Origin of the sequence: Serratia sp. SCBI (assembly GCF_000747565.1) — a bacterium.
Taxonomy (GTDB): domain Bacteria; phylum Pseudomonadota; class Gammaproteobacteria; order Enterobacterales; family Enterobacteriaceae; genus Serratia; species Serratia ureilytica.
The window spans coordinates 3309578-3330314 of the sequence record NZ_CP003424.1; the positions used below are offsets into that span (position 1 = coordinate 3309578).

19 protein-coding genes, 1 tRNA gene and 1 pseudogene are annotated in these 20737 nt (G+C 60.5%); 8 read left to right on the forward strand and 13 right to left on the reverse strand.

The features are described 5' to 3' along the window. Positions 1-3 precede the first annotated feature (3 nt). From citF to citC, 4 genes are read right to left on the reverse strand one after another with little or no spacing between them, the layout of a single operon-like run. A complete protein-coding gene (gene citF, locus SERRSCBI_RS15540; protein ID WP_028130661.1) occupies positions 4-1509 on the reverse strand; it encodes a citrate lyase subunit alpha in 1506 nt (501 codons plus the stop codon). After that, positions 1509-2429: a citrate (pro-3S)-lyase subunit beta gene (gene citE, locus SERRSCBI_RS15545; RefSeq protein WP_042784990.1), complete on the reverse strand. Its 921-nt coding sequence runs from the start codon at positions 2427-2429 to the stop codon at positions 1509-1511. Before citE ends, citF begins: the two co-directional genes overlap by 1 nt. Then, positions 2413-2721 (reverse strand): citrate lyase acyl carrier protein, encoded by a 309-nt coding sequence (gene citD, locus SERRSCBI_RS15550; RefSeq protein ID WP_004940811.1) that lies wholly within the window; start codon positions 2719-2721, stop codon positions 2413-2415. Before citD ends, citE begins: the two co-directional genes overlap by 17 nt. Then, positions 2721-3791 (reverse strand): [citrate (pro-3S)-lyase] ligase, encoded by a 1071-nt coding sequence (citC, locus tag SERRSCBI_RS15555; RefSeq protein WP_004940809.1) that lies wholly within the window; start codon positions 3789-3791, stop codon positions 2721-2723. Before citC ends, citD begins: the two co-directional genes overlap by 1 nt. Before the next feature lie 313 nt (positions 3792-4104). Between citC and dpiA the strand changes: the two genes are divergently transcribed. From dpiA to SERRSCBI_RS15570, 3 genes are all read left to right on the forward strand, one after another. Beyond that, positions 4105-4791, forward strand: coding sequence for a two-component response regulator DpiA (dpiA, locus tag SERRSCBI_RS15560; RefSeq protein WP_042784992.1), 687 nt, complete (start codon positions 4105-4107; stop codon positions 4789-4791). A 102-nt stretch (positions 4792-4893) separates the two neighbouring features. Continuing rightward, the gene (locus SERRSCBI_RS15565) at positions 4894-7983 is read left to right on the forward strand and encodes a beta-galactosidase (RefSeq protein ID WP_042784993.1); all 3090 of its coding nucleotides are present in this window, start codon (positions 4894-4896) and stop codon (positions 7981-7983) included. A gap of 114 nt (positions 7984-8097) precedes the next feature. Next, positions 8098-8173 (forward strand) — tRNA-Asn (locus SERRSCBI_RS15570). Between the two features lie 96 nt (positions 8174-8269). Here the strand turns inward: SERRSCBI_RS15570 and SERRSCBI_RS15575 are convergent. Continuing rightward, entirely contained in the window at positions 8270-9103 is an 834-nt protein-coding gene (locus SERRSCBI_RS15575; protein WP_042785752.1) for an oxidoreductase, read from the reverse strand. Positions 9104-9208: 105 nt separating this feature from the next. On the opposite strand from SERRSCBI_RS15575, the pseudogene SERRSCBI_RS15580 reads away from it, so the two are divergent. Continuing rightward, a pseudogene (locus tag SERRSCBI_RS15580) lies at positions 9209-10128 on the forward strand (AraC family transcriptional regulator N-terminal domain-containing protein). Positions 10129-10254: 126 nt separating this feature from the next. Here SERRSCBI_RS15580 and SERRSCBI_RS15585 read toward each other — a convergent pair. Beyond that, on the reverse strand, positions 10255-10827 hold the full coding sequence (locus tag SERRSCBI_RS15585) for a flavin reductase family protein (protein ID WP_042784994.1): 573 nt from the start codon (positions 10825-10827) through the stop codon (positions 10255-10257). Positions 10828-10956: 129 nt separating this feature from the next. Here SERRSCBI_RS15585 and SERRSCBI_RS24255 point away from each other — a divergent pair, with 129 nt between their 5' ends. The 3 genes from SERRSCBI_RS24255 (at position 10957) to SERRSCBI_RS15590 (ending at position 14063) form a co-directional block, all read left to right on the forward strand. Further along, a complete protein-coding gene (locus SERRSCBI_RS24255) occupies positions 10957-11853 on the forward strand; it encodes a LysR family transcriptional regulator (protein ID WP_071883593.1) in 897 nt (298 codons plus the stop codon). A gap of 504 nt (positions 11854-12357) precedes the next feature. Further along, positions 12358-12882: a hypothetical protein gene (locus SERRSCBI_RS25155; RefSeq protein WP_232230715.1), complete on the forward strand. Its 525-nt coding sequence runs from the start codon at positions 12358-12360 to the stop codon at positions 12880-12882. Positions 12883-12908: 26 nt separating this feature from the next. After that, complete coding sequence (locus SERRSCBI_RS15590; RefSeq protein WP_232230716.1) at positions 12909-14063, forward strand: hypothetical protein; 1155 nt, start codon at positions 12909-12911, stop codon at positions 14061-14063. Between the two features lie 49 nt (positions 14064-14112). Here the strand turns inward: SERRSCBI_RS15590 and SERRSCBI_RS15595 are convergent, their stop codons facing one another. Next, entirely contained in the window at positions 14113-14685 is a 573-nt protein-coding gene (locus tag SERRSCBI_RS15595; protein ID WP_042784995.1) for a hypothetical protein, read from the reverse strand. A 129-nt stretch (positions 14686-14814) separates the two neighbouring features. On the opposite strand from SERRSCBI_RS15595, the gene SERRSCBI_RS15600 reads away from it, so the two are divergent. Continuing rightward, a complete protein-coding gene (locus SERRSCBI_RS15600; RefSeq protein WP_232230717.1) occupies positions 14815-15747 on the forward strand; it encodes a LysR substrate-binding domain-containing protein in 933 nt (310 codons plus the stop codon). Here the strand turns inward: SERRSCBI_RS15600 and SERRSCBI_RS15605 are convergent. The 6 genes from SERRSCBI_RS15605 to SERRSCBI_RS15630 form a co-directional block, all read right to left on the reverse strand. Next, entirely contained in the window at positions 15701-16429 is a 729-nt protein-coding gene (locus tag SERRSCBI_RS15605) for a PA1136 family autoinducer-binding transcriptional regulator (protein WP_042784996.1), read from the reverse strand. The two genes, SERRSCBI_RS15600 and SERRSCBI_RS15605, sit on opposite strands and share 47 nt — an antisense overlap. After that, on the reverse strand, positions 16426-17301 hold the full coding sequence (hchA, locus tag SERRSCBI_RS15610; protein ID WP_033643728.1) for a glyoxalase III HchA: 876 nt from the start codon (positions 17299-17301) through the stop codon (positions 16426-16428). The genes SERRSCBI_RS15605 and hchA overlap by 4 nt, the downstream gene beginning before the upstream one ends. A gap of 102 nt (positions 17302-17403) precedes the next feature. Next, positions 17404-18171 carry an ABC transporter ATP-binding protein gene (locus SERRSCBI_RS15615; protein WP_042784998.1) on the reverse strand — a complete coding sequence of 256 codons (768 nt, stop codon included), beginning with the start codon at positions 18169-18171 and terminating at the stop codon, positions 17404-17406. Continuing rightward, entirely contained in the window at positions 18158-19168 is a 1011-nt protein-coding gene (locus SERRSCBI_RS15620) for an iron ABC transporter permease (RefSeq protein WP_042784999.1), read from the reverse strand. The genes SERRSCBI_RS15615 and SERRSCBI_RS15620 overlap by 14 nt, the downstream gene beginning before the upstream one ends. A gap of 42 nt (positions 19169-19210) precedes the next feature. Next, positions 19211-20287, reverse strand: coding sequence for an ABC transporter substrate-binding protein (locus SERRSCBI_RS15625; protein ID WP_232230718.1), 1077 nt, complete (start codon positions 20285-20287; stop codon positions 19211-19213). A 46-nt stretch (positions 20288-20333) separates the two neighbouring features. Next, positions 20334-20732 carry a hypothetical protein gene (locus SERRSCBI_RS15630; protein ID WP_223524788.1) on the reverse strand — a complete coding sequence of 133 codons (399 nt, stop codon included), beginning with the start codon at positions 20730-20732 and terminating at the stop codon, positions 20334-20336. Positions 20733-20737 lie beyond the last annotated feature (5 nt).

Genomic DNA, 20737 nt, shown 5'->3' on the forward strand with positions numbered 1-20737 from the left:
CGTTTACTCCGCCACCTGATGCACCACGTCGATCACCGAGCCGTCGCGGTAGCGCACCACCGCCACCACCTTGTCGGTAAACGCGATCGGCTGCGGTTCGCCGGTCAGCTGCAGCGCGCGGGCGCGCAGCCAGTCGATGCTCACCACCTCGAGCCCGGCCTCCCGCAGGCGCTGCGCCAGCTCCGGCCGCGCCGGGTTGACGGCGATGCCGTGGTCGGTCACCAGAATGTCGATGCTGGAGCCCGGCGTGACGCAGGTGGTCACCTGCTCCACCAGCGTCGGGATGCGCCCGCGCACCAACGGCGCGACGATGATCGCCAGCCGCGCGGCGGCGGCGGTGTCGCAGTGGCCGCCAGACGCGCCGCGCAGCACGCCGTCGGAGCCGGTCAGCACGTTAACGTTGAAGCCGGTGTCGATTTCCAGCGCGCTCAGCACCACCACGTCGAGCCGATCGACCGACGCGCCCTTGGAGCTGAAGTTGGCGTACTGATTGGCGCTGATTTCGATATGGCGCGGGTTGCGCGCCAGCGAGGTCGCCGCCGCCCGATCGAAGCTCTGCACGTCCAGCAGCTTGCCGATCAACCCTTTCTCGTGCAGATCCACCATGGTCGAGGTGATGCCGCCGAGGGCGAACGCGGCGCGAATGCCGCGGGCGCGCATCTTGTCCTCCAGGAACCGGGTCACCGCCAGCGAGGCGCCGCCGGTGCCGGTTTGCAGCGAGAACCCTTCGGTGAAGTAGCCGGAACCGGCGATCACCTCGGCGGCGCGGCGGGCGATCAACAGCTCGCGCGGGTTCGAGGTCATGCGCGTGGCGTCGGCACCGATCTTGTCGGCGTCGCCCACCCGCTCCAACTGCACGATCAGATCCACCCGATCCTGCGCCAGGCTGGCGGGATGATGCGGATACGGCACCAGTTGCTCGGTCAGCAACACCACGGTGCCCGCCGCCTCGGCGTCCACCCGCGCATAGCCGAGCGAGCCGCAGCAGGCTTCACCGCTGTAGCCGTTGGCGTTGCCGAACTCATCGCAGGCCGGCACGCCGAGGAAGGCCACGTCTATCTTCAGCTCGCCGGATTCGATCAGATTGACCCGGCCGCCGTGCGAGTGAATTTGCACCGGCTCCGCCAGCAGGCCGCGCGAAACGGCGTCCGCCAACGGGCCGCGCAGCCCGGAGGTGTAAATGCGGCTCACCACGCCGTGGCGGATATGCTCAACCAACGGCGCATGGCAGTCGGTCAGCGAGCTGGAGGCCAGCGTCAGGTTGCGGAACCCCATCGCCGCCAGCGTCTCCATCACCTGATTGAGCGCCAGATCGCCGCCGCGAAACGCATGGTGGAACGAGATGGTCATGCCGTCCTGCAGCCCGCTGCGGCGCACCGCTTCCTGCAAGGAGTCGCACAGCTTGAGATCGCGCGGTTTACGCGCCTGCAGGTTGGCTTTGGACACGTCCTGATAACCCGGCAGATCCGCCGGGTTGGCGAAGGTCATCAATCGTTGTTGGCGGTTCATCATGCTTCCTCCCCGTGCTGCGCCGGTTCTTCCCGTAAGCCGGACAGCGCGGCGCGCTCCAGCACCAGCCGGGCGCGTTCAATCACCGGGCTGTCGACCATTTTTCCGTTGAGCGACACCACGCCGCGCCCTTCCCGCTCCGCCGCTTCGGCGGCGTCCACCACCCGCTGCGCGTGCGCCACCTCTTTGGCGGTCGGCGCGTACAGGTTGTGCAGTAGCTCAATCTGGCGCGGGTTGATCAGCGATTTGCCGTCGAAGCCGAGCTGTTTGATCAGCGCCGCTTCCTGCAGGAAGCCGGTCTCGTTGTTGGCGTCGGAGTAGACGGTGTCGAACGCCTGAATGCCGGCGGCGCGCGCCGCCTGCAGCAGCGAGCAGCGGGCGAACAGCAGCTCAATGCCCTCCGGCGAGCGTTCGGTGCGCAGGTTGCGCACATAGTCTTCCGCCCCCAGCGCGATGCCGATAAGCCGCGGCGAAGCGTGCGCGATCGCCACCGCGTTGGTGATACCCTGCGCCGATTCGATCGCCGCCAGCAGCCCGGTGCTGCCGACCGGCCGGCCGCAGGCCGCCTCGATGGCGGCGATCTCGCGCTCCATGTCGACAACGTCCTGCGCGCTGTCGGTCTTCGGCAGGCGCACGATGTCCGCGCCGCCGCGCACCACCGCCTGCAAGTCCGCCAGGCCGTAGGCGGAATCGAGCGCATTGACGCGCACGATGGTTTCCACCTCCTGGTACAGCGGGTGCTGCAGCGCGTGGTACACCAGCCGGCGCGCCGCGTCTTTTTCACGCAGGATCACCGAGTCTTCCAGATCGAACATCAGCGCATCGGCCTGATAGATAAAGGCGTTGCTGACCATCGCCGCGTTAGCGCCGGGAACGAACAGCATGCTGCGGCGCAGCCGGGTTTTATTCAGCGTTTTCATCTTTCGCCTCCCACGGCAGTTGGCCGCCCTCGCAGGCGCGCATCAGCGCGGTTTCCAGCCGGGCGCGCAGCACGCAGTCCAGCGCCCCTTTGTCGTCGACGATCACCTGCACCGGCTCCACCTCATAACGCTGCAGCACCTCCAGCAGGGTGCGGCGGATCGCCGCGCCGAACTGTTTTTCCACGCTGCTGGCGATCAACAGATCGTGCTGCGGCCCCTCGGCGGGCGCGATGCGCACCATGACATCGCTGGATTCCAGCGTGCCGGCCATTGCTTCTCGGATAATTTTCATCATTCACCTGATTGTGCGGACTCAAAAGGATGCGGGGCCGCCTTGGCCCGGCGCTGCGTTTGCAGATCCTGCAGGTAGTACAGGGTGTCCGGCGGCACCAGCGGCGCGGCGGCGTGAAAGTCCCCCGCCGCCAGCAGCTTGCGCACCCAGGAGGCGGAGATCGCCGTGCCCTGATATTGCAAACGCTCGATTTCCACCAGCGCGATCGGCGGGCTGGGCAGCGCCGGCGTTTCCAGCCAGTAGCGCATGTCGCGGTTGTACTTCGCGGTCACCGCGCAGAACGGCTCGTTGCCGACGAAGCGGTGGGTGATGCCCAGCGCGGGCGCCAGATACTGGCGGAAGATCTTCAGATCGATTTCGGTGTAACAGTCGTCGGCCACGCCCTGGTCCTTGATGAAGTAACAGGGGAAGGTGGCGCGCGAGATCACGTACTGCGAGCCTTCGTGTACCGTGAGGTTGGGGATGTCGGCGGTGCCGGCCAGCACCAGCCGGCGCCGATCTTCATAGCTGAAGCGCGAGGTGTTTTCCTTCACCAGAAACAGGTGCAGCCAGTCGCAGCGCTTGGCCGCCTGACGCACCAGATACTGGTGCCCGCGGGTAAAGGGGTTGGCGTTCATCACGATGCTGCCGATGGTGTCGCCCGGCCGACGTTGGCTCGCCAGTTGGGCGGCGTAGCGCTTCAGGCGGCACGGGCTGTTTTCCATCAGCACCACGATGCCCGGCACGGTGGCGATCGGGTAGAAACCGCACTGGCGGAACAGCGGCTCGTTCTGCACCTTGGTGTAGATAAACAGCTGGGTGTGATGGCGCTCGTAAGCCAGGTTCACCAGCTCGGTCGCCAGCGCCAGCGCCAACCCTTCGCCGCGCATCAGCGGGCTGATGGCGACGCATTTGATAATATTGTCGGCGATGCCGCCGCAGGCGACCAATTTGTCGTGCTGGGTAACGGTAATAAATATTTCAACCGTGGTATCGATATTCAGATCGTTACTGCGCAAGAAGGCGCTTATTTCCGAAATCGCTTTATGATCCGATCGCTTTACCCGATTAAATACGGCATCGCCTAACATAACACGCTCTCTGGGTTAACTGACAAACAACAAATGAAATACAAAAAGGCATTTTAATTAACATCAAAAATGGCAATTAAAACCTTAAAAACCATGAAGATAAAATCATCCTCTCGTTCGATAAACCCATGGTAAGCAGAAAAAAAACGCGGATTATTGACCTATTTCACAAACCGATCCCGGTTAATAAGTTATTTAATGTTCTTTATTTGCTTAATTAATCTTATGGTGTTTATTATTGAGATAATCTTTATTTGGCGCCGCAATTCACTTACATTCACTTAGCATTTTTATTGCAATTACGGGTCGCACTATGGAATGGCTGAACATCCTGATCGTTGAAGACGAAACGCCGCTGGCGGAGATGCACGCGGAGTTTATCCGCCAGAACGGCGGCTGCCGCCAGATTTGGCTGGCCGGCACGCTGGCGCAGGCGCGCGCCATGACCGAACGCTTCAAGCCGGATCTGATCCTGCTGGACAACTTTCTGCCGGACGGCCAGGGCATCACCCTGCTGCGCGAACTGACGCTGAGCGGGTATCGCGGCGGCATCGTGTTCATCACTGCCGCCAGCGACATGGCCACCGTGGCCGAGGCGTTGCGCTACGGCGTGTTCGACTACCTGATCAAACCGCTGGCCTATGACCGGCTGAGCCAGACGCTGCTGCGCTTCAGCCAGCGCCGCGAAGCGTTAAAGGACAAAGCGCGCCTCAACCAGCGCCGCATCGACGAGATGTTCAATACCTACGCCCGCGGCGAGCAGCAGGCGGCGCTGCCCTCCGGCATCGACGAGCTGACGCTGGGTAAGGTCCGCGCGCTGTTCGCCGAACCCGCCGCGCGGCACACCGCTGAAAGCGTTGCGCAAAAAATGGGGCTCAGCCGCACCACCGCGCGCCGTTATCTGGAGTTTTGCACCGCCGCGCAGCAGCTGCGCGCCGAGATCATTTACGGCAAGGTAGGCCGCCCACAGCGGATCTATCGCGCCGGCGAGCCGCATTAACGGTTATTTGATCGCCCTTGCAAGGTTGCATGTAACCGCTTTACTTTTTATGCGCCGGTCAGCATCTTGGTGAGCATCACCTAGCCGACTGGACGATCGCCGATGCCTGCTGCGCCCCTAGCTTCCCTGACCGAGATCCTCGCCCGCCGTGACTGGCAAAACCCCGCCTGCACCCACTACCGCCGGCTGGAGACCCACCCGCCGTTCGCCAGCTGGCGCACGGTGGAAGACGCGCGCGACGACGCCCCCAGCGTCAGCCGCCGATCGCTGAACGGCGAGTGGCGCTTCAGCTATTTCCCGCGCCCAGAGGCCGCGCCGGAGAGCTGGCTGCAGCAGGATCTGCCGGACGCCGCCCCGCTGGCGGTGCCGGGCAACTGGCAGCTCGCCGGCTACGACGCGCCGATCTACACCAACGTGCGCTACCCGTTCCCGGTCGATCCGCCGCGCGTGCCGGAAGACAACCCGACCGGCTGCTACTCGCGCGCCTTCAGCGTCGATCCGGCCTGGCTGGCCGCCGGCCAGACGCGCGTCATCTTCGACGGCGTCAACTCGGCGTTCTATTTATGGTGCAACGGCCACTGGGTCGGCTATTCGCAGGACAGCCGCCTGCCGGCGGAGTTCGATCTCAGCCCGTGGCTGCGGCCGGGTGAAAACCGGCTGGCGGTGATGGTGCTGCGCTGGTGCGACGGCAGCTATCTGGAAGATCAGGACATGTGGCGCATGAGCGGCATCTTCCGCGACGTCAGCCTGCTGCACAAACCCGCCGCGCACCTGAGCGATGTGCGCATCACCACGCCGCTGCATGACCGCTTTACCCGCGGCGAACTGGTGGTGACGGCGCGCGCCAGCCGGCCCGGCCCGCTGCAGGTGCAGATTCAGCTGTGGCGCGACGGCGCGCGAGTGGCCGAACGCACCCAGCCGCTCGGCAGCGAGATCGTGGACGAGCGCGGCGCCTATGACGATCGCGTCACGTTGCGGCTGCCGGTGGAACGCCCGGCGCTGTGGAGCGCCGAAACGCCCGCGCTGTATCGCGCCACCGTCGCCCTGCTCTCGCCCGAAGGGGAGATTATCGAGGTGGAGGCCTATGACGTCGGCTTCCGCCAGGTAGAGATCAGCGGCGGGCTATTGAAGCTCAACGGGCAGCCGCTGCTGATCCGCGGCGTTAACCGCCACGAGCATCATCCGCGCCACGGCCAGGTGATGGACGAGGCGACGATGCGCCACGACATCCTGCTGATGAAGCAGCACAACTTCAACGCGGTGCGCTGTTCGCATTACCCCAACCACCCGCTGTGGTACCGGTTGTGCGACCGCTACGGGCTGTACGTGGTGGACGAAGCCAATATCGAGACCCACGGCATGCAGCCGATGAACCGCCTGGCTGACGATCCACTGTGGCTGCCGGCGATGAGCGAGCGCGTCACCCGCATGGTGCAACGCGATCGCAACCACCCTTGCATCATTATCTGGTCGCTGGGCAACGAGTCCGGCCACGGCGCGAACCACGACGCGCTGTACCGCTGGGTGAAAAGCCAGGATCCGACCCGCCCGGTGCAATATGAAGGCGGCGGCGCCGACACCGCCGCCACCGACATCATCTGCCCGATGTATGCGCGAGTGGATCAGGATCAGCCGTTCCCGGCGGTGCCCAAATGGGCGATCGGCAAGTGGATCGGCCTGCCGGAGGAGCCGCGCCCGCTGATCCTGTGCGAATACGCCCACGCGATGGGCAACAGTTTCGGCGGTTTCGAGCGCTACTGGCGCGCGTTCCATGCACATCCGCGCCTGCAGGGCGGCTTTGTCTGGGACTGGGTCGATCAGGCGCTGATCAAACGCGACGATCGCGGCGAAGAGTTCTGGGCCTACGGCGGCGACTTCGGCGACACCCCCAACGATCGCCAGTTCTGCCTGAACGGGCTGGTGTTCGCGGATCGCACCCCGCATCCGGCGCTGTTCGAAGCGCAGCGGGCGCAGCAGCTGTTCCGCTTCGCCTTCGACGCCGCCTCGCTGACGCTGACCGTCACCAGCGATTACCTGTTCCGCCACACCGACAACGAACAGCTCAACTGGCGGCTGGAGCTGGACGGCGTGGAGCGCGCCAGCGGCAGCCTCGATCTGGCGCTGCCGCCGCAGGGCAGTGCTAGCTTCACCCTGCTCGACCGCCTGCCGATGCTGCATCAGCCCGGCGAGCTGTGGCTGAACGTGGAAGTGGTGCAACCGCAGGCCACCGATTGGTCTGAAGCGCACCACCGCTGCGCCTGGGATCAGTGGCGGGTGCCGCGCGCGCTGCATCCCGCGCCGCCGCCGGCGCAGGGCGTGCCGCCAATGCTGATTGAAGATGATGAAGGGCTGACGCTCACCCACGGCGACCAGCGTTGGCGCTTCGAGCGCAGCAGCGGCCACCTGACGCAGTGGTGGCAGAACCAGCAGCCGCAGCTGCTGGCGCCGCTGCGCGACGGTTTTGCGCGCGCGCCGATCGATAACGACATCGGCGTCAGCGAAGCGGACCATATCGATCCCAACGCCTGGGTCGAACGCTGGAAGCTGGCGGGCCTGTACCGGCTGGAAGAGCGCTGCACGCAGTTGCAGGCCGATGCGCTGCAAAACGGCGTGCGGGTGGTGAGCGAACACCAGTTCGGCGTGGACGGGCAGATTTTGCTGATTAGCCGCAAGCAGTGGCTGTTCGACGCGCTGGGCGCGGTGTGCGTGAACGTGGAGGTCGAGGTGGCCGACGCCCTGCCGCCGCCGGCGCGCATCGGCCTGAACTGCCAACTGGCGACGGTGCAGCCGCAGGTGGAATGGCTGGGCCTGGGCCCGCACGAGAACTACCCGGATCGCCGCCTGGCCGCGCAATACGGGCGCTGGCGCCTGCCGCTGGCGGATCTGCACACGCCATATATTTTCCCCGGCGAGAATGGCTTGCGCTGCGACACCCGCAGCCTGCGCTACGGCGGCTGGCGCATCGACGGCCGCTTCCACTTCTCGCTCAGCCGCTACGGCCTGCAACAGCTGATGGCCTGCAGCCACCAGCATCTGCTGCAGCCGGAAGCAGGCACCTGGCTGCATCTGGACGGCTTCCACATGGGGGTGGGTGGCGACGATTCCTGGAGCCCGAGCGTGCACCGGGATTACCTGCTCACCGCCGGCGTTTACCGCTATCAGCTGCGCTTGCAGCGAGCGCCCGAGGGCTAAATCTGCCAAAAAACTCAACGGGTTGCGCATTCTGTAAGCAAACAGTCACAGAATGTGTAATCCGCCTTTGACATGCCGACGGCGCCTCGCTATTATTCGCCCCGTTCACACGATTCCTCTGTAGTTCAGTCGGTAGAACGGCGGACTGTTAATCCGTATGTCACTGGTTCGAGTCCAGTCAGAGGAGCCATATTTAGAGAAGCCCGCTTAAGGAAACTTAAGCGGGCTTTTTGCTGTTGGAAGGTCATCATCGATGATCCCCTACACACTACCTACCCGAAACCGTTCAGCCATCCGTTGAACGGGTAAGTTTCTCCCACTGTTCAATTTCCTTGCCTAATGCCTCGAGCTTTTGCCGCACCAAACTTAATGCGTCACTGCCTAACAACAGATGCGTGGGTGGCTTCCGGCTCTCGATCAATGCCAGCATGGCGTGAGCCGCCTTAACCGGATCGCCGAGTTGCTTGCCGCTTTTTTCCTGACGCGCCTGACGAACAGGTTCAAATAAAGCGTCATAGTCCGGGAGACGACGAGGGCTGCGTACCATTGAACGCCCGGCCCAGTCCGTTCGAAACGAGCCCGGCGCCACTGCGGTCACGTGTATATTGAACGGGGCAAGCTCTTTACTTAAGGCTTCTGATATCCCTTCCAGTGCAAATTTGCTGCCACAGTAATAACTGATACCGGGCAAGGTAATGAAACTGCCCATTGAGGTGATATTGATAATGTGGCCGCGACGGCGCTGGCGCATGCCCGGTAGCACGGCCTTGATCATCGCCACCGCGCCAAACACATTGACGTCAAACTGGCGGCGCAGCTCTGCAAGCGGGGATTCTTCCAGAATGCCTTCATGGCCGTAACCGGCATTGTTCACCAACACATCAATCGGACCGACGGCGGACTCAATCTCTCCAACCACCTCACCAATACGCTCAACGTCTGTGACATCAAGCAGATAGCCAAAAGCCCGCTGCGCATCGAGCGCGCCGAAAGCCTGCAGTGCTTCGCTGTTGCGCACCGTTCCTACAACCCGATGCCCTACGGCGAGGGCTTCCCGCGCGAGCGCCTGGCCAAAGCCACTGCTGACGCCGGTGATTAAAATCGTTTTTGCAGATGCCATAAAAAGAACTCCCATGAACCAAGAAGGTTGCATGGTATTCTCTGTTCTGCCGCATTTTTAGGCCGTATCTTCTCTTTTTCTTGCCTGATTTTATGAGGTGGTGGGATGTCCGACATGATTGCCCTGATGAATAGACTTGCGGTGCAAGAGGGATACAACCTCACTGCCCTACCTGATGTGCGAATTTTGCGTTCCGATCGCCCGCTTGCCAGAACGCCGGTGCTTTACGATCCGGGGATCGTGATCGTCTGCCAGGGCAGCAAACGCGGCTATTTCGGTCAACAGACCTATTTATATGATGAGCAGCACTACCTGGCGGTTTCGGTGCCGGTGCCGTTTGTGATGGAAACCGACGCGTCGGCAGCACATCCGCTGCTGGCGATTTATATGCATCTGGATTTTCAGCTTGCCGCTGAACTGATGTTGCAGATTGAACAGCATGGCGCCCCGCATCCTCCCGTCGCGCCGCAAAGCATGATGTCGAGCCCCATGGACGACAGGGTAAAAATGGCCGTTCTTCACTTACTGGAAGTCCTGACCACCCGCTTGAGGCGGCGATCCTCGGCCCGGCGCGGGTGCGTGAGCTTTATTTCCGCGTGCTGACAGGCGCACAGGGCAACGCGATGCGTACCGCGCTGGCCTTGCAGGGGCAGTTTGGCAAAATCGGTAAAGCGTTGCAGCACATCCATGCCGCTTACGCGGAGCCGTTAACGCTGACGCAGCTGGCGATGAGGGCCGGCATGAGCGTGCCGACCTTTCATAGCCATTTCAAAGCGATAACGCAGATGCCGCCAATGCAGTATGTGAAATCGGTACGCCTGCACCAGGCACGGATGCTGATGGTACGCCAACAAATCACCGCCGCCGCCGCGAGTTACGCCGTTGGCTATGAAAGCCCATCGCAATTTAACCGCGAATTCAAGCGTCTGTTTGGCCTGCCACCGGCAGAGGAGATAAAACGCATGCAGCGTCACTTCGCCATTCCGCCCGCACAGCCTGCGTCGGTATTTGTTTCATCGCACTGAGGCTTATTTGGTCAGGCGAACGATAGTCCGCTATGAGCGAGGAGCGGACATCTTAAGCTGGTTGATTTTTATGCTCCTACCTCTATGTAGCCATGTTATATGGCTACACTTATACAGAAGTAAGGATTAGTCTTTTCCCGGACCATAATTAAATTTTGTACCTTTTCCAATGGCGTAAAACTGTCCGCCAGCCACGTAATGGACAGTACGTAATTCATCAGGCGCATCATCAAAAATCCAGTGCCCATTCCTGAAAACGCGGTCATCACTCCATGCTCCGACAATTTCACCCATGAACAAGTTGTGCTGCTTTTCATTTTCTTCATTGGGTATAACCTTACAGACTAGCCAGCCAGCGCAACCTTCAACTAAAGGCAGATCGAACTCTTTCTGATAAAAAAGTGGGATTTTATTATTTTTATCGGGTGTGTCAGAATAACTGTGACCGCCAGCATATAAAACCATTTCCATCTGATTTACTACTGGGATCTGGACAACGTAATATCCACTTCTTTCGACAAGGCCGCGTGTAAATGCCTGTGAACCTATAAAGGCCATCACTTTGTTATTGCCTACTAATCCCACCCAGGCAGCTGCCATGACATTTTCAATACCATTATTTTTAGCCGATATCATCGTCGTTGGCCCGACCTGCAATAAACGATAGGCTTTGTCTAATTCTACGGGTTGTATTGCCATAAGTTACTCTTCTAAGTTCTGATAAAAAGATACGATAGGTTACTTGCTTGATAATTTGATTATATGCCTGGAATAATTGCAAATTAATTGCTAATATCAAAAAACATTACTGCAATTTTCACAACAATCATGAACAAACTTGATGCTCTGAAGTTTTTTATCATCGCCGCTGAGACCCTCAACTTCCGCGAAGCCTCTATAAAGCTTTCGGTTTCACCATCGGTTGTAACACGAACAATCGCTGAGCTGGAGAAACAGCTTGATGAACCTCTTTTCAGACGCAATACTCGCTCGATCTTTCTCACAAGTTTTGGCGAGCATTTTTTACCTCAAGCCAGGCGACTGCTAGAGGATTCAGAAAAACTATTTCAGACGGCGAAAGATGATAATGAAATGAAGGGCATTGTCCGTATCACGTCTCTTCGATTTCCAAAGCATGAACAAGTGTTATATGAACTATTGACTGCGCTACGCCCATATCCTGAATTATTTATCGACTGGCGTTTAGATATAAGGAAACTTGATACTGTCGAGCATCGTATTGATATAGGTATACGCGTCGGGCGAGAACCTAATCCAAACTTTATCATTAAAAATATCACGCAGGTGGAACATATTTTGGTTGCATCCCCAGAACTCGTTGCGCGCCTAGGAGCGCCAACGGATTTAGAAGATCTTCGGCAACGTTATCCATTCAGCGGTTTACTTAATCCTGAAACGGGAAAAATCTTTGAATTTATGAGTGACGCGGTGAATACTTTTTCTCCTCGTCATATTGAATTTTACACTACGGATCCATACGTAGAAATTCAGGCCGCTTTGGCTGGCAAAACGGTTGTACAGTCCAGCGATTTTATCTGTAGAGAGTACTTAGCAAATGGTCAACTCATAAAACCTCTGCCAGAACTGCGACAGGAGAAATGGCAATTTTATTTATATCGACCTTATCAGACGATTACTCCAAAAAGGGTTACGGTAATTTTTTCACTATTAGAAAAAATTTTACGCAAACATTTCGTATCATAACTAACATACCGCGCAACGTCCGCTTGTGGCACAAAGCCGACTGTCAGATTACCCACTCCAGCATTTCCCCACCCATTCCACGCCCACACCATTCCACACTCCAGCAGCGCCAGAGAGAAGCAGCCCCTGCGTTGCCGTCGGTGTGAATCCACAAAGCGGTAACCACAATCACCGCCATAACGCCAACGCGCGTCCCCACCAGCGAAACCCACTCTTTTATCTAAGAAGATTCCTAATCGAGCTGACGGAAATGCCTTCCTGATGCCAATACGCGGATTTACCCGCCGATTTACAGCAATAATCCTGAAAAAACAATCGATAAGCCAATCTCTCTCGCTCAGCAAGTTGCGTCTATCCTTTCGCTATGGGCGCCTGCCGCCCATCGTTCGCTGCAGATCGCGGCATGCGCGTTTCTGGCTGTTCGGGTTTCGGTTTATTCCATCGCGCGCTTCCATTCATCATGTTGAATTTCACAGCAATCTCTCAGCAACAAGGAGTGTTTATATGGCTTACGTCATTACCGACCGAGAAAAACTGCAAGCGATTTGGGAGGCCGCCAAAGCCGGCGACTGGCCGGCCGTGTATGCCGCCTCCGTCGATGCGCTCACCGATCCCAACCATGCCAACCAACCCATTGAGGGCGTGGATATCGCGGTGTATACCTGGATCAAAGGCGCCTATGGCGTGAACTCGAATCAGGGGGCGTTTGCCCATTACATTCGCGACCAAACCAAGCTGCAGTATGAGCTGCGCACCGGGCATGTGCCCGATGACTGGGAGGCGCGCATTCAGAATGCCTCCGACAACATCGCCAAAAACTTCGCCAAAACGCTGTTTGGCGTCGATCTGAGCAGCGATCCCAACGCACCGCTGCCGGATGCCCCGCCCACCAGCGCCAAAGTGCCGGACATTCACGAGGTCGGCCTGATCGACGCCGGCGCGGCGGCGTCCGAAGTGTTCACCGATGCCTCCTCGACCGGCGCCCCCAACTATTCCCCTGGGCCGGCACCACGCTGTTCTCTTATTTAGGCGATACCTCGTTCTTTACCGAATGGGTGGCGACCAACGACACCTCGGCCTTTAAGGTGGAAGGCGGGACTTACGATCTGATTGCCGCGGCGCAGGTCTCCATGCAAATGAAAAACCTCAGTTACGTGGTTGAAACGCTGCTGGCGGGCGAAGTGCCCACCTATTTGACCACCCTGGGCATTGGCCACGAGACCATCCGCCTCGCCGCCGAAGCGGCGCGTGATTTCTACACCGAATCCTACGGCAGCAGCGTGACCGGCGGCGGCAGCCTCATTCCCGGCAAGCTGGATATCGGCTCGGCGATTTTCAACGACATTGCCGACGTGCTGTCCACGCCGAATCTGTACCGCGTCGGTACGCTGCATGACGACGATTTCACGCTGGCGTTCGGCAATATCGCCGTTAACACCGGCAGCGGCGACGACACCATCAGCGTGCCGCGCGGCTGGCAAAACAACGCCGGCAACTACGGCTGGACGGTGATCGACGGCGGCAGCGGCCACGATACGGTCGATTATTCCAGCCTGTCGCACGGGGTAAACCTGAAGTTTGACGCCCAGGGCAGCTACGGCGGACGCGGGGTGATCGAGAAAAACGGCATCGGGCTGTATGGCTTTAAGGACGGGCTGTACAACATCGAAGCGGTGAAACTGACCGACTTTAAGGACAACGTCACCTTTAACGATCGGGTGCTGACGCCGGCCAACGGCCTGGAGGTCAACCTGGGCAAAGGCTCCAGCGAGATTCGTTTCGAGCACGGTTATACCACTGCGCCGGGAGGGAGCGCGCCGCAGGATTATCTCGGCGTGAACCTGAGCATGCTGTCCAACGATGTGCCTTTCCCCAACAGCCTGCTGAATATTCCCGTGAAGCAGACCCACAATATCTACATCGACGACAGCTTCGAGCTGGGCTTTTTACAGGCCTCCTCCCTGTCTATCGACAACCACCTGCTGGCCTTCGGCGCCGAAGGATCAAACAGCAGCTTCTCACTGAACTACAACGCGCAAACCCATACGCAGGATCTGTCGATATTTATGCAGGGCGAAAGCGCGCTCAATCAGCACGTCGTCAATATCTACAATTGGGATCAAGGATACTTTGGCATCAATCTGGAGCAGCCGGCCATTCAGCTTGTCGGTTTGCAAACCGTTACGCCGCAAGAACTGGCGGCCGCCTAAGCGAAGCCCGCCGGTTTACCGGCGGGTTGTTTACCTGCAGCGCGACGGCTCAGGCCCCATCCCGCTCCGCCACCCGCGCCAGCAACGCCCCCAGCAACGCCAGATCGACCAGCAACGCCAGCGCGAAACAGCTCCCCCTCACGCCCGGCGCGGCGTAGGTTTGCACCAGCGAAGCGGCAATCACTACGGCCACGATAGTCACCACCGTCGCCAGCCTGCACGCCACGGCGAACACCGCTTTCTCCTCCACCGCCGTGCGGTAGGCAACGCCCTGCCCCAGGCCGCCGAGGGCGATGCCCGCCAGCAGAGCCGGCCAGTCATGGCCGCCGAACAGCATCAGCAGCGTCAATAGCCATCCCGCCGCCGCCAGCAAAAAACCGTGGCGGAGAATCGCCAGCGCAGGCCGGTTCCGCAGCGGCTGCCAGCGGGCCAGTGCGGCGCCGCCGAGAAACGCCAGCGCCAATGCCGTCAGCAGCATCAGGGTCGCGCCGATGCCCTGCAGGCTCTCCGCCTCCAGCAGCAAAGCGCCCGCCGCCACCGGCACGCTGAGCGCCAGGGCGCTCGCCGCCGTTCCCGTGTGTGTCATGGCGCCCAGGGCGCCGTTGTTGATAGAAAGGCTCATCGCTCACTCCCGATAGGGTGGAAATGATGAAATAAATTCATTTCCCTGTTCACATGTCAGTAGCCTATCTCTTGTATAATCGGTCAGACAAACTCATAGTTTTCAGCCTTAGATGAGAATAACTCAGCCATGAGAAAACCCCGTTTGCCGCCGCTGGGCGCGCTGCGCGCTTTCCACGCCGTGGCCGGCTGCCGCAGCTTCAAACTGGCCGCCGAGGCGCTGGGCGTCAGCGCGACGGCGGTCAGCCACCAGATCAAGCTGCTGGAATCGGTGCTGGAATGCCGGGTGTGCGAGCGCAGCGCGCAGGGCGTCAGCCTGACCGAGACCGGCGAGATCCTATATGCCGGCACCCAGCGCGCCTTTGCCGCGCTGGAACAGTCCGTCGCCCAAATCACCCGCGCCCGGCAGCCGCCGGCGCTGACCGTCACCACCACCTCCAATTTTCTCACCCACTGGCTGGTGCCGCGCCTGGCGGATTTCAAGGCGGAGTTTCCCGCCATCGATCTGCGCCTGCACACCAGCGTCGAGCGGGTGGATCTCAGCCAGCGCACCGTGGACGTCGCCATCCGCTACCGTGAAACGCCGGAAAGCGATCTGCACTGCACCCTGCTGCATGAGGATCGCTTTATCGTGGTCGCCAGCCCGGCGCTGGCGCTGGCGCACATCGAGGATTTACAGCGGGTGACGCTGTTTCACGTGGCGCATCGGCAGGTGCCCGCCGACTCGCCGACCTGGGAGAACTGGCGGCGGCGCTACGGGCCGGAAGAGTTGAACGTGGAAGCCGGGCTGACCTTCAGCGACGAAACCCATGCGCTGCAGGCGGCGGTGGCCGGCCAGGGGTGGTGCTCGCCAGCCGGCTGCTGGCGCGCGATTTGTTGCAGCGCGGCGTGCTGGCCGCGCCGTTCGAGATGGCGTTACCCGGCGCCAACTACTATCTGGTGGCCACCGAGGAGACCGCGCAGCGCCCCGATATCATTGCGCTGCGCGAGTGGCTGCTGCGGCAAATGGCGGCAGGCTAACGGCTCTCGGGGGCAATTTCGCCCAGGCGGATCGCCACGCTGATCGCCTGCGCGGTGGTGGCGGCGCCAAGGCGCCGGCGAATGCGGCGCAGGTGGTTTTCCACCGTGCGTTCAGACAGGCCGAGCATCGCGGCGATATCCGCCTGTCGTCGGCCGATGGCGGTCCAGCTCAGCACCTCACGTTCGCGCGCCGACAGCCGGCCTTCTTCTTTGCCGGCCGCCGGTTCGAACAACCGCCGCGCCGCCAAAAAGGCCGCCGTGCCCACCAGCGACAGCGCCAACCGCACCGGCGGCGAGGCGTCGATGCGCTCGCCTCCCAGGCTGACGGCACCCTCCAGGCCGGCGGGGCCGAACACCGGGATTTGCACGCCGTGCAGGCCCGCGCCGCGCGGCGTGCGCACAATCCGGTAGCGCTCTCCCTGCTGCGCCCGGGTCTTGGTCCAGAAGAACGGCTCGCTGGCCCGCAGCATGTGGCGAGTCACCGGGCAGTGCCGCACGTAGGTCAGCGCATCGACCGCCTCCCCCTCGCCGAACCAGTCGCCCTCGACCCAGTAGATATGCTCGATCCCCGCCTCCGCCGTGGCGGAAGCGGAAAACAGCACAAAACGATCGAAGCCGAACGGCGCGGCGAAGGCGCGAACCCGCCCCTGAATGGCGGACAGGGTTCGCTCGTGGTCCATCGCCAACGCCGTCTGGAAAGCGCGCTGCGCGATCTCATCGCTCATCGCGCGGCGACGTCGGCCAGCAGCGTCTCCGCCGCCAGTTTGCCGAGGTTGTTGGAAGCCAGCGGGCTGTCGCCGGTCAGCAGGCGCCGATCTTTATGCACCTTGCCGGTGATGTCGGCATTGACGATCTTCACGCCCAGCTCACGCAGGCGTTCGCCCACCAGCCAGGGCATCGGGCCGGGGATATAGCCGATGTCGATGTTGGCGCCGGTATCGAGAGCATCCGGGAACACGCACATCTCATAGCCGCGATAGAGGAAATCGTCTTTGCTCTCGCCAATGCCCGCCGCCAGCAAACCGGCCGGCCCGTGGCACAGCGAGATCACGTAGCGATCGTTGTCATGGGCCCAGTGCAGCGTCTTTTTCACCTCTTCACTGAACGGGATATCATTGAGCACGCCGTGGCCACCGGGAATGAAAACGCCAAGGTAGTTGCCGCCATCCAGATCCTTCACGACTTCCGTCAGCTTTTTCGGCTGCTTGAGTTGGCTGCGGTACTTCTCATAGGTGGCCTTGACCGCTGGGTCTTCATGCGGGAACGCCCACATCTCCAGCTTCACCGGATCGCCGGACGGCGTGGCGATGTCGATCTCGAAACCGGCCAGATCCAGGTGATACATCGGCAGCAGCATCTCGACCGGATGGTTGCCGGTGGAGAAGAACTTGCCGTTTTGCATCAGCAGGTAGCGCTCCTGCGAGGCGATCATCAGCACCTTCCACTTGCCGCCGCGATAGGCGTTCGGGTAGCTGGCGCCCGTGAAGTCGGTTTTGGACGAGGTGTACTGGCTGAGGGAGTAAGGTGATGGGAAGAACGCGTTGTCTTCCGCCACATCCGGGGTGGGATTACGATCGTTGGATACTGAATCAGTCATGATTATCTCCATATTCACCGTTGCATTTCTCTTTCAGCTTAAATAACCGCCGGCGGGGCCGCAATGAGGGATATCCCTCAATCGCCCTCGCACTGGCGGCGCTCAAGCGGGGTGCCGTAGCGCGACAATGAACGTTTCTTCGCTGACGCCGGCATATTCGTACCGGCACTTTCTCACCGGCACCTGGAAGTAGCGCTCCAGGATATCCTCTTGCAGCAAGGCGTTTTTATCGCCAAACACGCACTGTCGCTTATTCATCAGCAGGCACTTGTCGGAGATGCGATCGGCGTAATGCAGAAAATGCGTATTCAGCACGATCGTCATCTGCCGCTCTTTGGCGAGGCGCCAGAGCATCTCGATCATTTTAGCCTGATTGTAAAAATCCAGGTTCGACTCCGGTTCGTCGAGGATCATGACGTCGGGGTCCGCCGCCAGCGCCTTGGCGAAATAACACATCTGCAGTTCCCCGCCGCTGATCTGATTGATGTTTTTCTGCGCCAGCGGCGCGATCTCCAGCGCGTGCAACACCGCCTGCGCCTTGGCGAAATCTTGCCGTCGCGGCCCGGCGAACCACCCCGCCTGGCGAGCGCAGCCGAAAGTGACAAAATCGAGCACGCCATACGCGAAATGCGGCGTTTTTGCCTGCGGCACATAGGCCAGTCGGGCGGGCCGATTGTCGATGCGGCCGATCTGGCACACGCCTGACAGGGGCCGGCACAGGCCCGCGATATGTCTCAGCAGCGTGGTTTTACCGGCGCCGTTCGGCCCGAGCACGCTGAGGATCTCACCGCGTTTCAGATGAAAACTGACGTTGTCGAGGATGGGCTCGCACCCTTTGAACCCCAGGGTCAACTGGCTAACGGTGATCATGTTTGCTGCTCATAATAAAAAGGAGGGCGAAAAGCGGCGCGCCGATCAGCGCGGTCAGGATGCCGATCGGGATTTCAGCGTAGGTGGCGCCTCTGGCGATATTGTCGATCACCAGCAAAAACAGCGCCCCGCTCAGCGCCGAAGCCGGGATCAGGCGACCGTGGTTATACCCCAATACGCTTCGCACCAAATGCGGGATCACCAAGCCGACCCACCCCACCACGCCGGCCAAGCTCACCGAGGCGGAAACCAGCAGAGAGGCGGCGATCAGCAACAGGATCTTCAGCCGGGGCGGATTCAGACCGGCGATGCGCGCCTCGTCGTCCCCAAGAGAGAGAATGTTCATATTCCACCTGAGCCGGTAGATAGTCAGGTAACACGCCGCAAACAGCGGGATCAGCCAATAAACCTGCGCTTTCGCTACCGAAGCGAAGCTGCCCATCAGCCAGAAGACGATCGCCGGCAAGGTATCCTGCGGATCGGCGACATATTTTATGACCGAGACAAACGCGATAAACAGCGACGCGATAATCATGCCGGACAAAATCGTGGTGAGCGCATCCTGCCGGCGTTTGAGGCGGCAGATGCCGAGCACCAACAACAGGCTCACCACGCCGAAAAGAAACGACAGCAGCGAACTCAGGGCAAAAGGCAAACTCAATAGAATGCCCAGCGCAGCGCCAAAGGCGGAGGCGGAAGACGTGCCCAGCACGTCCGGGCTGGCCAATGCGTTTTTCAGCACCGCCTGAAAGGTCGCGCCGGCGACCGCCAACCCGCCGCCCACCAGCATCACCGCCACTACCCGCGGCGCGCGCAGGTTAAAAATCACCGAATAGCGGGCCTGGTTTTCCCCCGGCATGTTCCCCTGCCATAAAATCTGCGCCACATCATGGGCCGACAAGGCGTAGCGGCCGGCAAACAGCGATGCGAAGGCGACTGCACACAGCGAAATGAACAATCCCGCCATGATCGCCGCATATTTTCCTCTGCCCGGCATCCCCAAGCTCCTCCAATGGATTAACGCTATTCAACCGTGGCGCTAGCGTTGCGCCAGCACCTCATCCAGCAACCGGTCCGGGATCGCGTAGGAGAACATCGTCTGATAATAACGACGCGTCTCCTGCCGCAGCGTCTTGTCGCTAATGTCTTCGGGCGCGTATCGGTTGATCATGAACAGCGGCAACAGTGACGTTTCCGCCGACAGGCCCCCCCAGTTGTGAATGCCCACCGGCGTCGAGAAAACCTTGCCGTTTTTCACCGCCCTGAGCGTCTCCCACGCCTGGCCGGGGATCCCCCCGTGCAGCAGCGCTTTTGCGCTGCCGAACACCACGAAAATCACATCCGGATCCCAGGCCATGATCTGCTCCATCGACACGTTGATGTACCTGCCGGCATCGCCCTTCACCGGCAAATCCCCGGCGACGTTATCCATGCCGGCCATTTTCAGATAGGTGTCGCCGTAGGTGTGCGGGCCGCTCACCTTCAGTTGCCTGCCGTCGCTTTCTTCCAGATATAACGCCCTGACGTGCTGCGCGCGGATGGCTGCGGCATAGGGGCGGATCTGCTTCAGGGTCCTTTCCCAGGCGTCTTTGAATTTATGCGTGCGCGGCAGTCCGAGGGTGTCGGCGAAGGTATTTTCCCAATACACCTGGGTGACCATCGGCTGGTATTTGGTCTTCCCGCCGGCGTCCAGATCGACCGTCATCACGCCCGCCCTTTCCAGCCGATCGTCCTGGCTTTTGCCGTAGTAATAAATGATGTCGGGCCGCAGATTCATTAACGACTCCATGTTGACCCGATAGTCCTTATTGATGAAATCGGACGTGATCCTGCCGATGTCAGGCTTCATGTCTTTCAACACATGCATATCGGCATGCATGAATGCCCAGGGGCCGACGCCGACGACGTGCCGATAGGCCGCCTCGTTGGCCAGGATCACGCCGAAGGGGCAGTTGCCGGTGATGACGATCCGCGGGTAGCTGCCGGGCAGCGTTTGCGCCGCCGCGCTCTGCGGCAGCGCAAACGCTTCCGGCTGGCTGGCGCCGGCGCAAGGCAGCATCGGCAAAGCGGCTATCGCCAGCAAGGCGGTGGCGATGAATGTCAGTTTTACGGCCATGAGGCCTCCTGCGCGCACGCGCAATGGCGCGCGTCGATGAGCGGTGTCAGGCCGAGGCGGCGATGCCGGCAGCCATGATGGTGATCCCGGCAACGAAAACGATCGCCGCGGTGGCGACCGCGCCGCCGCCGACCAACGCGGCGGTTTTTCCTTCGGAAATCTCTTTTCGCTGCAGGAAAGAGAGTTGCGACAGGGGAATGATTTTTCCGCTGTCGGCAACGATGTCTTTCGGTTCAACCTTCGCAACCGTCAGCTCGCCGCCGCTGCCGTCCTTCAGGCCGTATTTCAGCCGATCGCCGACATACACCGGCGGCTGCAACAGATAATACGGGCTATTGAGCCCCGCCTCTTTTTGTTGCAGCGCCACGTCGTGGTAGGTCGAGCAGCCGCTGAGAGAAAACGCCGCCATCCCGATAATGAGCGGCACCAGGTGGATGAATCGCATGGGAA